Below are 14,450 nucleotides of genomic sequence, written 5' to 3'. Positions count from 1 at the left end.
GTTTTGAAGGTTCACCATGAATAAACCTGATTGTGAAGCGAAATCAGTGTCAGAGGATAAATAAATTCGAAAATCATTTCGTTTCTGGAAATGGATTCTTCTCCAGGCGAAAAAAGACGATTTTTTCACATGCCAAATGAGTCAGAATCCAAGACGACTATGTTTTAATCAGAACTGCGAACATTTTAAAAATATAATCAGTGAATTCAGAAAGTCACTTTATCGAACGAAGGATTTTTGTTAGGAGAAGGAGTTGCTCCTAACCACAAACCAATCTCCGAATGGCCTAACTCGAGTGAGGGATTGTAGATTCTTATGTATTCCCCTCCGAAAAAATATTTCCATTCTAGCCATTGAATCGAATGGATTCTTCTTAATTACGATCCATTTACTATATTCTTTTCACCCGTCTCCAAATATGAATACATTCACCGATCAGCGAAGGATTAGAAAGAGTTGATTCTGATCCAATCGATACAAAATATCAAATACCGGAAGCAATTATTTACAATTTAGTGATAAGGAAAGAAGCAGTGTGATAAAGAATACGTGTGCCAATATATTAGAATTATAATAATTCAAATCTTTACAATGGAACCAACAAACCTCTCCTCTATCACAATTACAAATATTGAAATTCTAATGATTCGAGAAAAATCAATTATCTTCCAAATAACTCCCGATTATAAATGCAAAAATTCATAGTGATTCATGACTCACCCAAAAAATTAATCGCTAAATTCTAATTTCTACTAGCATTTTTATCCAGGAATAATATCAATTGGTTTCGAAATTTATAATATAACGACAATATTTAAATCAAAATGAATCAAATTAAATATTTGGATAATGCAATGAATCAATTACCTACAGAAATCTTTGATTCGTTACCAGTCGCGTTATTTAGAATTTCCACAGATGGAATTGTCAAATTTATCAATTTAGAAGGCCAAAAATTACTAGGTATAACCAATTCAGATCTAGTGATGAAACCAATTGAATTAATTCTAGATAAAAACTCAAAAGAGATTTTTTATGATTTTTTAAATCGCTTAAAATTTGAACGACAAACTCAACCCTGTTTGATAGATGTATGCACAAGCAAAGATTCTATTAAAAAATTGTCACTGTATGGAAAATATTTGATTCATGAAGAAAACATTCAGCTTATCGCTATCGAATCTTCAACCGATACAGAATCAAATTATTCTTACAAAAAAGAATTTGAAGACATCTCTAATGTAGCCCAAGTGGGTCGATGGGAATTAGATCTTATCACCGAAAAATTAAATTGGTCTAATAAAATTTATGAAATTTTCGAATTGAATCCAGCAGATTTTCAACCTAGTTATGAGACGTTTTTAGCAGTCATACACCCTGAAGATCGTATACATGTAAATCAAGCATACTCGAAGTCCCTTATAGACAAACAAGAATATGAAATCGAACATCGACTTATCATGGGAGACGGACGCATAAAGTGGGTCAGAGAAACATGTTATTCGATTTTTGATCCATTCGAACAACCTATAAAATCCATCGGTACATGCCAAGAAATCACCAAACAAAAAGAGTTGGAAATTCATCTCCAAGAGAGTGAAAAAAATTATTCAAATCTGGTGGAAAATACAGCAAGCTTAGTCTGGAGCTTAGATGAGTACGGACATTTTAATTTTCTAAATCCAGCATGGGAAAAATCACTTGGATACTCAAAAGAGGAAATGGTGAATCGACCTTTTTCCGATTTTCAACCTAGCGATATTTCCATTCGTGATCAAAAAGCTTTCAGAAAGTTCAGCTTAGATGGTGAAATCGCGAAAATGGGATACGAAACATCGTTTCTCGCAAAAAATGGAGATAGAAAATATTAAATTTTTTACCCAACGCCCATCTTTAATGAGAAAGGGGATTGTATAGGTTCCCATGGTACTGCCAACGATTTTACTTTCAAACGTACCTTGGATAATAAACTTGAGGAAATTTATTTTGAATTAGGACAAAGACAGTTTGCAATCGATCAACATGCAATTGTTGCGATTACGAATTTGAATGCAGATATAATTTATGCTAATCGAAAGTTTTGTGAAATCAGTAAGTATTCGCGAAATGAATTAATTGGAAAAAATCATCGCATAATCAATTCAGGATACCATCCAGCTGATTTTTTTAAGAATTTGTACAAAACGATCAAGTCCAGTAAAACATGGCATGGAGAGATTAGAAACAAAGCTAAGGATGGAAGTTTCTACTGGGTAGCAACAACAATTGCTCCAATCAAAAATGCGCGTGGAGAAATTGAGAAATATCTTTCAATAAGAACCGATATAACGGAAATTAAAGAAGCAGATGAGAAAATAAAATCACTTTTAAAAGAAAAGGCTCTAATCTTAATCGAGGTGCATCATCGAATCAAAAACAACATGAATACAATTTATAGTCTGTTAAAAATAGAGGCAAATTCACAAGAGGACAAAGCACATAAAATGACCTGCCCCCGTTTGTTGGACCAAATATTAAGTTAGTTAAATCCTCATAATTTAATTTCCATACTTCGCTTTGAACTCTAAGGGAGTCAAATAATTTAAAGAAGAATGTAGACGTTCTTCATTGTAGTCCTTTTGGAATTTAGAAAGTTCATTTCTAAGTTCAGTCAAATCCCGACAGAAGCTCAATTGCAAACATTCAGATCTTAGCTTACCATTGAAGCTTTCAACGAATGCATTTTGTGTTGGTTTACCTGGGTCAATATAGGATATTCCTATATTATTCTTGGATAACCAATTAATAAAGACTCTTGAAGTGAATTCAGGACCATTGTCAGTGATAAACGATTTTGGAAGTTCAGGCAATGATTCTAAGAATCGAATTAATCTTTCAGAAGAAATAGAATAGTCTGCTGATAAAACAACATTTTCTCTGGTGCATAGATCGACCCCAGATAGAATTCGTGCCTTCCTACCATCTATAGTTCGTTCATGAAGAAAATCTATTGCCCAAACTTCATTCGGTCGAGTTGGAATTGGAATAGGTTTACTATCAGCTAATTTCCGTTTCTTCCTTGGTTTTGTCCTTATTTTTAAGCCTTCTTGCGAGTATAATCTGCATACTTTTTTATGATTAATTCTCCATCCAGCTTTACGCATGGATTTATAAATCATTATATATCCTGCTCGTTTGCGTTTGAAGGCAAGTCTACGGATTTCATTTACAACTGTCTCATCTTCTTTTTTCGGATTGAAGTAGTACGTAGACTTCGGAAAATCTAAGAGCTTCAGGCCTCGCCTTTTTGAAATACCTTCCTCGTTTAACAGATCGATCGCTCTTAATTTACTCGGTCTGTCTAAAACTTTTTTCCGAGTACATTTTTTATCGCCTGGATTTCCAGAGCCATGTTTGCAACGATCTTCTTTAATTCAGAATTCTCTCGCTCGAGTTCCTTCATTTGTTTGATGTCACTTAGCTCAAGTCCATTGTATTTGTTACGCCATCTATAAAAGGTTTGTTCCGTGATTCCATACTTTCTAGATAATTCTTTGATCGGAATACCCGATTCTGCTTCCTTCAAAATTTGGAATATTTTAGATTCTTCGATTCTTTTCTTTGCCATGCTTTACTCCTTAATATCGGAGGAAAACTAACTTATCAAGTGGTCCAATTTTTGGGGAGCAGGTCAACAGTGGGTAAACTGTGCCAAAAGTCATTTGAGCCATTTTTTCGTTATGTTTGTCAGATGGTTCAATAGTTTAAGAAATAAAAATCAATCTTGAATGATTTTTATTGGATAGCAAGAAATATTTGGACATACAATTTTAATCTTTCCACTATAAATTAGAATAAATCCTAATTTAAAAACTCTATAAATTATTTTTTTGAATGGAATTTGAAAAAAGGTAGCACTCGTTTGGTTTAAATTATATGATCGCAACAATGAAAGTAATGTTTGGAATATTTTTGGTTCTTCTTGCATGCAAACCTTCTAATTTTGAAAATTCATGCGATATTAGTTCAAATTTGTTTTTACAATCGTTAGTAGTTAAAACTATGAGAGGTGATATTTCTCCGCACTGTGGAATAAAAATCACAACTAATATTTGCGATCTAGATTTTCCTTCCGTGATCCAAACTGAAAATTCACAACAATTTCTGCATGAATTAAATTTTCAATCTCAACAAGGATCCTCAGCAAATCCAACTTATGATTCTACATCGATTTCTGTACCCGCAGCCTCTTTTAGGTGGTCAGGTTCTGTTCTTGCACCGAATGGAAAAATTTATTCCATACCCTATCAAGCAACATCAGTTCTTATCATCGATCCAGTTACCAATTCGGCTGATATTACTTCTATTGTTGGTCTTACTGGATCTAATAAATGGAATGGTGGTGTATTGGCACCGAATGGCAAGATCTATGGTATGCCCTTTTCTAGTACGAGTGTGCTAATTATAGATCCAAAAACAAATACTGCTGATACAACTTCAATTACGGGCTTAGGAACTGGCAGTAAATGGAATGGTGGAGTATTAGCACCGAATGGGAAAATTTATGGGATTCCTTCGGAAAGCGATAGTGTTCTCATCATTGATCCAGTTACGAATACAGCTAATACGACAACAATTACTGGTTTAGGAGCGGGAGGGAATAAATGGTCATCTGGTGTATTGGCACCGAATGGAAAAATCTATGGGATACCTTATAATGTTACTGACAGTGTACTCATCATTGACCCGGTTACAAATACCGCCAACACTAATACAATTACAGGACTTAGTGGGTCTTACCGTTGGTCATCTGGTGTATTAGCTCCCAATGGAAAAATATACGGAATCCCTAATGATACAACAAATGTCCTTATCATTGATCCATTAAAAAATACTGCTGAGACAACGTCTATTGCGACTATCTCTGGTACCACAAAATGGATTGGCGGAGTTTTAGCTCCCAATGGGAAAATTTATGGGATTCCAGCATCGAGTGATGTAGTCCTTATTATTGATCCATCGAATAATTCGGTAGACACCACAACAATAACCGGATTAGTCGGAGTTAATAAATGGAATGGTGGAACTCTTGCACCGAATGGAAAAATCTATGGAATTCCATTTTCTACGACAACAAATTCGGTTTTGATACTTGATCCAAAATCTAATGGTTCATTTTGCCCTTCGATTTTAGAATCTTCATATTTGAATAAGTTTTAATTCAGATATTTAAAAAGTCTGAATTATTTGCTAAAAGAATTGTATGACTTTTTATAAAGAATGAATATATTATTACTGTAACTTTGTCAGATGGTTCCATATCTATAATCTACCTTGTTTTTTGTAGTGAAGTGCCATAGCACCGGAAGGAAATTTTTCAGAACTAACAAAATGTAAGGATACTGATTTTTCCAAGTTGTGATTTTCGAATAACCTTGGTCCGTTCCCTGCGACAACAGGATGGATGACAAATCTGTATTCATCGATGAGGTTAGCTTCCGAAAGTTGAGAGGCTAAACTCAAACTTCCTATACAGATATCCTTTCCTTGTTTTTCCTTTAATACAACGATCTCATCTATTAACGGATCTTTGGCGATTCTGGTATTGGGATCTTCTGTTTGTTTTAATGTTCTTGTGAATAAAATTTTTTCGAGTGAAGTGAAAACTTTTGCGAATTCATTACTGACTTTTGACATAGATTTATCTTTCGCAATATTCGGCCAAAAAGGAACCATAAGTTGGTAGGTGGTTCTACCATAGAGAATTTGATCTGCGTTCTTTAATATGTTGGTGAAATATTGGTGTAAATCATCATCAGCCACCATATCCGTGTGACTATAAAACCCATCAGCTGTGGCATTGATTGCAAAAATAACTTTTCTCATGGCCTTGTTATACGGATTTCGTTTGAGTGTGAAAGAATATTTTGATCAGATATTTTGTCACTTTGGAAAATTTTCAGTTTCACTTTTGATGTTGAATCAACACTGCGCACGGAAAAATTTAGTCGCCTTTAAGCCCACTGGCTTCCTATAATGGGGAATCTGTCTCGAATATTAGGAATCGTTTCTGGATATGGGGACTTCGTATTGGAAAAACTCTTATGAAGTTCCTAAGTGATAAATTCAACACAAATCCATATCAATTACACTATTTAGTAAGCAATAAATTGTTGCTTACTAAATAGGAATTCAAAAATCTTCTAAAAGAGGCTTCGAAATGAACGCAAAGAAACAACGGATTTTTATTTTTGTCTCAGTATTTTGTTTATTGATCTTAATATTAATAGATTGCCAAAAATTAGAAATTAATAATATATGCGATCCACGTTCAGATGCCTTTAAAGAAGTTCAGGTTTCTAAGATCATTGCAAAAGATATTTCTCCTGTTTGTAGTAAAGATTATATATCAACGATTATCCTTTATTCAATCTCTGGTTCTGTCACCGGTTTAATCAGTTCAGGATTGAAACTTTCTCTCAATGGAATTGTTCTGTTATCTGTTGAAAGTGGCAGTAAAAATTTTTACTTTATGAACATATTAACGAGTGGATCTTCGTATTCCGTAAAAGTTTTCAATCAACCTGCGGGTTTTTTCTGTTCTGTCACTAATGGTGATGGTTTCGTAAAAAATTCTGATGTGGATGCAGTTTCCGTTATTTGTTCTCCCACATGTAATCCATGTAATCTTTTTCTTACAAATTCTGGATACCCTCCGAACCCAGGAAGTGCGAAAAATTTTGATACTTCCTGCATGGCTGATGGGAATTATCCTGGAACAGGAAACTATAAAGCAATGGTTGTGGACGGTGTAACGAGAAGCGCATCTACTAGTGCCAATCTCGGTGACGGACAAATTGATTGGGTTTTCGCGCCGAATCGTACATATCGCCAATTTGAAGGAGTGATTGGAACGACAAATTCGACCGGATTATTCACTTCTGCACTATCATTGAGATTTTCTGCCAATTCAAAGTATTGGACTGGATTGAATGGCAATTGGACAACCAATACGAGCAATACCTGTGATTTATGGAGGAGTAATTCTGGATCCTTTACGGGAGGTATGGGCCAAGGTAATTCAACTCTGATTGCCGACATTACAGCAGGTTGGACTCCTGATGCATGCAATTTGTATAATCAACAGTTGATCTGCGTTGAGCAATAATACCTTATCTTGGATTTTATTTCTTCCATCTTTATTTATCATTTGATCGGAGAATGATTTATTGTTTATTCCACCTTCAATCTAATTATTTAGCACAAGGGGTCGTGCTTGAGTTGTAAATTTAGTCGCCTTTAAGCTCACTGGCTTCCTATAATGGGGAATCTGTCTCGAATATTAGGAATCGTTTCTGGATATGGGGACTTCGTATTGGAAAAACTCTTATGAAGTTCCTAAGTGATAAAAGAATTCTAAGGCAGTATGGTTATCCGCCCGATATGCAAATGTTAGCAACGGAAACTGTGCTGAAGCAAGCAGAGCGTATCGCGAACGAATTAGTGTCAGATAAATACAGTCACAAATAATCCACCCTCCCCGCGTTAGGGATACGGCGGGCTTGGTCGCCTGCCATAGTTAGATGGCGGGAGACGGGAGCGTCAGCGCACCCCGGAGTAGCCCGACCCTTAAACTTTCAATCAATGAAACTCCAATCCCATTGGGAACGCCCTCATGCCAGCTCTCTTACTTCTTTCGCAATAACCAAGCGGTAGGGACGAGAAAAAATAAAATGAGAATTCCGAATCCAATGATGCTAAGCCATATATTCAAAAAGGATAATATGGTGACGAAGGCGTAGATATAAGGGCCTTTGATAAAATGCGAAGTGATTTTTTTGATTTCGATTGGGTTGGATTCGGGATTGAGTAGTTCTTTCTTTTTGACTCCATACCTCCAAACTAGATTGAACGGGATCCCTCCGATGGCAATCCAAGCTCCATAAAGAAAAACTGCAAATTTTGCATTTGCATTGTTTTGTAACATGTATTCGCCGAGCATTTCGGAACAGAAAGGAATGAAAATTACGTTTAACAAAAGCAGGTTATTTAAGATCATTAGGTTATGATCTACGTATTTTATGTGCCGAAAGATGGTATGATGGTTTGTCCAGACCACAGTGATGATCATAAAGCTAATAAAGAAACTTAAAAAACTTGGCCATCTTTCTAAAAGAGCAAAGAGTAAACTACTTCCCCCAATTTCTTCGGGATGAGGGATTTTGATTTCTAAAGCCATGAGAGTGAGAGCAATAGAAAAAGTAGCGTCGCTATAAGCCACCATCCTTCCTGATTCAGTGAGAACGGGAGTCGGGTTTGTATTTTTTGAAGGAATTTTCGGAACCTTTTTCTTTGTTGTCATAGACCACCTAAGCGTTTTTCTACGATGAAATTCTTATGAAAGAAATTCAAATCTTTCCCTTCTTTTGTTTCAAAGATTCTGAAGGCAAAATTTGAATTGCAAAAAAAGAAAAACCAAGGCCAATCAATGCAGTTTAGAGGAGAAGGAGAGCTGTATGGAAAAACGTTTTGGGACCTGGGCCGAAATTCTTGATATTACGATTTTGATAGGGACTTTAATTGTGTTAGGTGCTTGGGTTTTTGGTGTTCCTTTGTTTTATAGAACCGATGGTCCCGTATTGTCTATTTTTACAGCCATTTCGCTACTCGTGATTGTGGGTTTGCGACTTTCCACGAGACATTTCCATCTCTGGCCTTTTACAGCCAATCTTGCCTTTTTAATGATTGTGGGTGGTGGCAATATTTCTTCCATTTTGATGTTGTTATCGGCTCCAGCGGTTCATATCAATCCTAAGTCTACTCTAGTGATGACTTCTGTTTTTACATCCATTGGTCTTGTGTTTTTTAGTATTTATGAGATCCTTTTGTATCTCCGCAAAACTCCCAAAAGCATTTGGATTCTTGATGATATTTTGATCCACCTAGCGCTTGTTCCTGGATGAATTAGTTTGATAGGACATATCTTCCAAAATCCAACGTATCTCAGTATGGCAATGGATCCTCGCGTTGGCATATCCCCACTCGAGATGGTTTTTATGGCGACTCTTGCTCTTTCTACAATTTTATCAAATCCCAACTTGTTTCTTTGGAAATTTTTAAAAGGGGGACTGGCTAACCAATTGACCTTTGCTGCTTTGTTTATCAACCAATACATTGCTCCCGTCATCTATTTGTTAATTGCCGGAACCAATTGGGAAACAAAAGGTTTTGGGCCAGAGTTGTTTATATTTTTTGGAGGAGTCATCTCCACTTTAGGTTTTCTTTTGTTCCAAGCAAAAATGGAAGAAAATACAATCTAATATCTGATTTTAGTTAGAGGGAGAATCCTTTGAGTCGGTGAGTAGAGGATAGGAAAGAGGGAGTGGGTTTTGATCACTTGATAAATATCAATGTGTCTCCGCATATTGATATTTATTATGGCAAAATGTCTTATTTTCTTTTTTTGATCTTAAATTAAAAAGATTTTTCACTTTTTCTCATTATGTTTCCTTTGTCTTGTGAAGTATTGGTTTGTTTTTGGATTCATAACCTCTGTCCTCATCCTTTATGATTGTTCAAAGGCTGAGACTAGAATCATTCCAGAGTTATCCAAATTTGAAGTAGTGGAACCTCCTTTAGATTTCCACCTTTCGACTGTTTGCCCTTCGGGACTAAAACTTGAAAAAGGTTTTTGTGCGATTGACTATCGCTATGTTCCCTCTTTGGAAAAAAATGGGGGCCTTGGTCAAACTCTTCCCTTAGTTAAGTTAGATCCCAAAGTCATTGACTTGGGAAGGTATTTATTTTTTGATCCCATTCTCTCTGGCGATAAACAATTGTCATGTGCTCATTGTCACCACCCAGCCTATAGTCTCTCTGACGGACAGAAACAAAGTATAGGGAGAGGCGGTATTGGTTATGGACCGATGCGAAAAAATGGAGTTATACTCAAACGATCGGCCCCAAGTTTGTGGAATGTGGTTTATATGAAGAATTTGTTTTGGGAGGGAAGAGCTTCCCACTTAGAAGACCAAGCAGAAGGACCACTTTATTCGCCTGATGAAATGGGGAGTTCGCCAGAAATCATTGAATCAAGGTTAAACGAAAATTCTGATTATAAAAAAATGTTTAGACAAGCTTATGGTGAAAAGGGATCAAAAATTTCAGCATCACTTGTGATTGACGCTTTATCCACTTTTGAGAGGTCACTAGTCTCTTTCAGTAGTCGGTTTGACAAGTGGTCTACAGGAGATAAAGAAGCATTGAACACAGAAGAGTTGTTGGGTTATAATGTTTTCCGGTCTTTTGTGGCCCGCTGTGCCGAATGCCATCCTCCTCCTATGTTTACTAATAATGTTTTTGCAACGATTGGTGTTTTGGATTCGAAAGAACGCGACTTTGGAAGAGAAACCATTACTGGCCAAGACTTACTCAGAGGAGCCTTCCGGGTTCCTAGTTTGAGAAATATAGCTAAAACGGCCCCTTATATGCATGCGGGAAATTTGAATACTTTAGAAGAAGTGATTCGTTTTTATAATGAGGGTGGGGGAAGAGGGAACGGAGCACCGAGTGATCTCAGAATTCATTGGCATGTCAGAAAAATGGGACTCAGTAAAAAAGAGATTAGCTCAATCATTTCTTTTCTGAATACATTGACTGATGAAACTAGTATGCCAAAATTTCCTAAGTCGGTCCCTTCGGGTCTACCAGTTGCACTAGAATTTGAATCATTTCAAAATCGGAGTTCTATAAAATAATGAGTTTTAAAAAAAAGTTTCTATCCTTTAGTGTTTTTAAGATCTTTCATCAAAAGAATACTTTGCCATTCTCCTTTGTGATTCTCTTTTTCTTCTTTTTGTCTACACAAGTTTTTTCTCGTACTTTGGAAGTTCATGAAGGAGAGTCCATTCAGAAGGCAATCGATTCCCTAGAAAAAGGAGATACTGTCAAAGTATATCCCGGCGTTTACAATGAATTTTTGTTCGTAGATAAAACTCATTTTACTTTATCCGGTGTGATTCTCAATGGCAAGTGGCCTGTGTTAGATGGAGAAGGAAAGTTAAATGATGGTGTGATTGGATCTGGTGCCAACTTTCTAATTGAAAACTTCCATATTAAAAATTATAAAGCAAATGGTGTGATGACCCAAGGTGCCGGTAATATTACCATGCGAAAACTCATCGTAGAAAATACTGGTATTTACGGAATTTATCCAACAATGGGAACGAATGTAGTTGTGGAGGATACGGTTAGTTTAGGAATTGCTGATGCGGCCATTTATATTGGGATGTGTCACAATGTTGATGTTAGACGAAATGAAGTATACGGAAGTGTCATTGGAATCGAAATCGAAAACTCAACGAATGTGCTAATTGAAGGAAATACTGTTTACGATAATTCAGCAGGAATTGTTGCTTTTGCATTACCAGGATTACCACTAAAAAAAGTAGAAAACGTAATCATTCGAAAGAACTTTATATTTGATAACAACCATAGAAATTTTGCGGAACCGGGTGCCCTTGTTGCCGGTGTTCCTCCTGGAATCGGAATTGGTGTAATGGCAGGGGACGAAGTTACGATTGAGGGAAATATCATTCGCAGAAATAGTTTTGCCGGAATTGGAATTGGTGATAACAACTTACTTCCTAATTCAAAATCACCGGATCCAGATGTAGAACCAAATCCAGACCGAAATAAAGTGTTAGAAAACGTTTTTATCGATAATGGGAAACGGAAGTGGAATGATATTATCTCCTGGCTTTTTTATGTGATTAGAGTTGTCTTTTCTGGGAACCCGATTCCGGAATCACCTAATGGTGGGAAGGTGGGGATTTTTCCGGAAGGATACGATGTTGTGGCTTCGGGGAAAGGTAAAGACAATTGTTTGAATTCTCCTGATTCTGTTACAAAAATTGGAACAAGTTCTTACGGAATTTGTAAGCCGACAGACACTACCGAAAAAATTAAAACTATGATCGGTGACCCGAAGCTTGGAGAATCAAAATCGGATGAACGCGAACTCGGGAAACAAGTGTTTGGAGCTGTTTGCTCTGGTTGTCACTCAATGACTTTACGTACCGTGGGTCCTCCAATCAAAGAAATTCAAGAAAAGTATAAGAAGGATGTTTATGGAGTCGTTTCTTTCGCTTCCATGCCCAAAAAAGTAAGAGAAGGATTTATTGAAATGCCTTCTCAAAAGTATTTGGGTAACGAAAAGCTAACAGCTGTTGCAAATTATATTTTGAATTTAAAAGACGAAGGTGCCAAAGGGGTGGCAAAATAATATGAATAGAGACAAAAACCTTCCTGAGATGAACCCATTTCGCGGCGGATTGATTTCCATCATTCGTTTGTTTACTCCGCCAATTTTGGCTTTTCTTGTGATCGTTTTTGTTCGTTATATATCCGGTGATGTTTCTTGGAAACGAAATCTCCTAGCCGCTTCGTTTCTTTGTTATTATATTGCGGTCTCTGTTTTTGGAACCTTACGTGCTGCCTCTGCCGTAGAAGATATCCTTGGCGAAGAAGACATCGTTGAAGATAAAACCTTAAGAATGAGAAGGGCAAGACATTCGATTCGTGTTTTCTTTTCTCTTTGGCTCGTTGGTGGTGTTGCCATCCTCGCGGGTCTTTATGTTGGTATGACTAAAAATCGTTGGGACATGCCCATACCACTTCCTTCTTTACAAATTTTGAGTTCGGTCATTTGGGCTATCCTTTCCTCTTTATTGTTGCAACTAATGAGTTTCCATAGAGGGCTTTTGCTTACCAAAGGTGGATCCACAAAAGGATACATTGCACAGAGTATAACGATTTATGGATTTCTGATCTTACTTTTCCCTATTTATTTTGTTTTATATGCCGGGAATGGAAAAATTGTAAACATACCTTATTTGATAGCATTTACACTACCGACTAACTTGATTTTGGTGTATTTAATTCTTAAAAAATACAAATCTGTTCTCAGTATTTTGGGAGAGAATTCTACTTTTTTCTTCCATCCTGATACAAAATACGCTGCCAAAAGGGCCTTCACTATTTTTTTATTAATATTTCTTTTGATTTCCTTATTCTTCTTAGATTATACACGAAGGAAAAAATTACTTTGGATTTACGCAGCAAGAGAAAACCATATTTTTCTATTTGATGCACTCCGCCTAACGGGTGTGGACGTTAATGAAGTAGACGAACATAAATATACTCCACTTTTTTGGGCAATCCAAGGTGGGTCTTTGGATTTTGTAAAATCCATCACAAAGAATGGAGCAAATTTAGAAGCATCCAATGAATTTGGCCAAACTCCTTTGATTGTGGCTGTTTTAGTCAAAAATGAAACAATCGTCAGAGAATTAATTTCACTAGGATGTGACATCGATCGAGGAGATTCTATGGAAGGCCAAACTCCCTTGATTTTAGCCGCAAGAGATGGAAGTCTGGAAATAGTAAAAATTTTATTAGAAAATAAGGCGAATCCCCTTCTCAAAAATAAAAAGGGAGAAACTGCCTTAAGTTTAGCTATAGAAAATGGACATCAAAAAATTGTCGATTTACTAAAAAAATGATAACAACCTAGATATACCATAAAATCATTTTAAATTCTTTTTATTCTCCTGTACATTCTGTCCTTTGTACTTATGGGTATGTTAAAAGATAAAATGATTTCCGATATGATAGTGCATGGTTATGCACAAAAGACAATACGAAGTTATACGTTGTGTATGTCTAGGTTAGTAAGATACTTTCAAAAATCTCCTTTGGATTTGCAACCAATTGACATATATAATTTTTTTCTTAATTTACGACAATCAAACAAAACAGATTCTACTTTAGTGCTCTTTTATTGTGCTTTTTTGTTTTTTTATTCTCTTCGTGATCGAAAAGATATGTTGGAATTAGTTCCCTTCCCAAAACGAAAACGCAAAGCTGTTGCTGTATTTAGTCAAACAGAAGTTACAAACTTTCTCGGAAATTGTACGTCTGTGTGTGAAAAGTCTATTTTTACCTTACTTTATTCTTCTGGGATTCGAATTGGAGAAGGGCTTAGCCTACAGTTAAGTGATATAGATTTTGAAAGAAAGGCTATCTTTATTCGTTCGGGGAAAGGTGGTCACGGGAGGTATGCAATTTTAGCCGATAAAACAGCTTTGCTTTTAAGACAATACCTAGAAATTTATAATCCAAAATCGTATTTATTCTTTTCACAAAAGGGAAAAAATATTCCCATCAGTCCTCGCACGATCCAAGCTGCTTTTCAAAAAATTCGAAACTTATCAAAAATACAAAAATATGCTACAGTACATACTCTTAGGCATTCATTCGCTACCCATCTTTTGGAGGATGGTTATAGTTTGGTATACATCCAAAAACTATTAGGTCATGCTGATATCAAAAGTACAATGATATATTTGCATGTGAGTCCAGACTCTCTTTTGCAAATTACAAGTCCGTTAGAAAAGATAGGTAATATCAAA

15 protein-coding genes (1 of these 15 only partly in view) are annotated in these 14,450 nt (G+C 36.1%); 11 read left to right on the top strand and 4 right to left on the bottom strand.

Going from position 1 to position 14,450, the window contains the following annotated elements:
* Window positions 1–824: 824 nt before the first annotated feature.
* A complete protein-coding gene (locus tag LEPBI_RS05975; RefSeq protein WP_012388214.1) occupies window positions 825–1,871 on the top strand; it encodes a PAS domain S-box protein in 1,047 nt (348 codons plus the stop codon).
* Between the two features lie 87 nt (window positions 1,872–1,958).
* Entirely contained in the window at window positions 1,959–2,522 is a 564-nt protein-coding gene (locus tag LEPBI_RS05970; RefSeq protein WP_012388213.1) for a PAS domain-containing protein, read from the top strand.
* 15 nt (window positions 2,523–2,537) lie between these two features.
* Here LEPBI_RS05970 and LEPBI_RS05965 read toward each other — a convergent pair whose 3' ends face one another.
* The gene (locus LEPBI_RS05965) at window positions 2,538–3,311 is read right to left on the bottom strand and encodes an IS3 family transposase (RefSeq protein ID WP_264365934.1); all 774 of its coding nucleotides are present in this window, start codon (window positions 3,309–3,311) and stop codon (window positions 2,538–2,540) included.
* Window positions 3,312–3,340: 29 nt separating this feature from the next.
* Complete coding sequence (locus LEPBI_RS05960; protein WP_012388211.1) at window positions 3,341–3,607, bottom strand: transposase; 267 nt, start codon at window positions 3,605–3,607, stop codon at window positions 3,341–3,343.
* A gap of 308 nt (window positions 3,608–3,915) precedes the next feature.
* On the opposite strand from LEPBI_RS05960, the gene LEPBI_RS05955 reads away from it, so the two are divergent.
* The gene (locus tag LEPBI_RS05955) at window positions 3,916–5,199 is read left to right on the top strand and encodes a Kelch repeat-containing protein (RefSeq protein ID WP_012476210.1); all 1,284 of its coding nucleotides are present in this window, start codon (window positions 3,916–3,918) and stop codon (window positions 5,197–5,199) included.
* Window positions 5,200–5,301: 102 nt separating this feature from the next.
* Here LEPBI_RS05955 and LEPBI_RS05950 read toward each other — a convergent pair whose 3' ends face one another.
* Window positions 5,302–5,865, bottom strand: coding sequence for a dihydrofolate reductase family protein (locus LEPBI_RS05950; protein ID WP_012388209.1), 564 nt, complete (start codon window positions 5,863–5,865; stop codon window positions 5,302–5,304).
* A gap of 334 nt (window positions 5,866–6,199) precedes the next feature.
* Between LEPBI_RS05950 and LEPBI_RS05945 the strand changes: the two genes are divergently transcribed.
* Together LEPBI_RS05945 and LEPBI_RS19450 are read left to right on the top strand one after the other, a co-directional pair.
* Complete coding sequence (locus LEPBI_RS05945; protein ID WP_012388208.1) at window positions 6,200–7,147, top strand: DUF1554 domain-containing protein; 948 nt, start codon at window positions 6,200–6,202, stop codon at window positions 7,145–7,147.
* 221 nt (window positions 7,148–7,368) lie between these two features.
* Complete coding sequence (locus LEPBI_RS19450) at window positions 7,369–7,509, top strand: type I restriction enzyme endonuclease domain-containing protein (RefSeq protein WP_012388207.1); 141 nt, start codon at window positions 7,369–7,371, stop codon at window positions 7,507–7,509.
* Window positions 7,510–7,666: 157 nt separating this feature from the next.
* Here the strand turns inward: LEPBI_RS19450 and LEPBI_RS05940 are convergent, their stop codons facing one another.
* Window positions 7,667–8,341 carry a TMEM175 family protein gene (locus LEPBI_RS05940; protein WP_012388206.1) on the bottom strand — a complete coding sequence of 225 codons (675 nt, stop codon included), beginning with the start codon at window positions 8,339–8,341 and terminating at the stop codon, window positions 7,667–7,669.
* A 154-nt stretch (window positions 8,342–8,495) separates the two neighbouring features.
* On the opposite strand from LEPBI_RS05940, the gene LEPBI_RS05935 reads away from it, so the two are divergent.
* The 6 genes from LEPBI_RS05935 to LEPBI_RS05910 form a co-directional block, all read left to right on the top strand.
* On the top strand, window positions 8,496–8,942 hold the full coding sequence (locus LEPBI_RS05935; protein ID WP_226992894.1) for a hypothetical protein: 447 nt from the start codon (window positions 8,496–8,498) through the stop codon (window positions 8,940–8,942).
* A gap of 6 nt (window positions 8,943–8,948) precedes the next feature.
* Window positions 8,949–9,299 (top strand): hypothetical protein, encoded by a 351-nt coding sequence (locus LEPBI_RS05930; RefSeq protein WP_012388204.1) that lies wholly within the window; start codon window positions 8,949–8,951, stop codon window positions 9,297–9,299.
* A gap of 198 nt (window positions 9,300–9,497) precedes the next feature.
* Window positions 9,498–10,736, top strand: a complete 1,239-nt coding sequence (locus LEPBI_RS05925; RefSeq protein WP_012388203.1) for a cytochrome-c peroxidase — start codon at window positions 9,498–9,500, stop codon at window positions 10,734–10,736.
* A complete protein-coding gene (locus LEPBI_RS05920) occupies window positions 10,736–12,262 on the top strand; it encodes a parallel beta-helix domain-containing protein (RefSeq protein ID WP_012388202.1) in 1,527 nt (508 codons plus the stop codon). Before LEPBI_RS05925 ends, LEPBI_RS05920 begins: the two co-directional genes overlap by 1 nt.
* Before the next feature lies 1 nt (window position 12,263).
* Complete coding sequence (locus LEPBI_RS05915) at window positions 12,264–13,541, top strand: ankyrin repeat domain-containing protein (RefSeq protein ID WP_012388201.1); 1,278 nt, start codon at window positions 12,264–12,266, stop codon at window positions 13,539–13,541.
* Window positions 13,542–13,619: 78 nt separating this feature from the next.
* Window positions 13,620–14,450, top strand: the 5' portion of a protein-coding gene (locus LEPBI_RS05910; RefSeq protein WP_041769706.1) for a tyrosine-type recombinase/integrase. The gene runs 60 nt beyond the window's last position; 831 of the gene's 891 nt are visible here — the first part of the coding sequence; the start codon lies at window positions 13,620–13,622; its stop codon lies off the right edge, out of view.

Source organism: Leptospira biflexa serovar Patoc strain 'Patoc 1 (Paris)' (assembly GCF_000017685.1).
Taxonomy (GTDB): Bacteria; Spirochaetota; Leptospiria; order Leptospirales; family Leptospiraceae; genus Leptospira_A; species Leptospira_A biflexa.
This window is presented reverse-complemented; position numbering and strand designations above follow the sequence as displayed.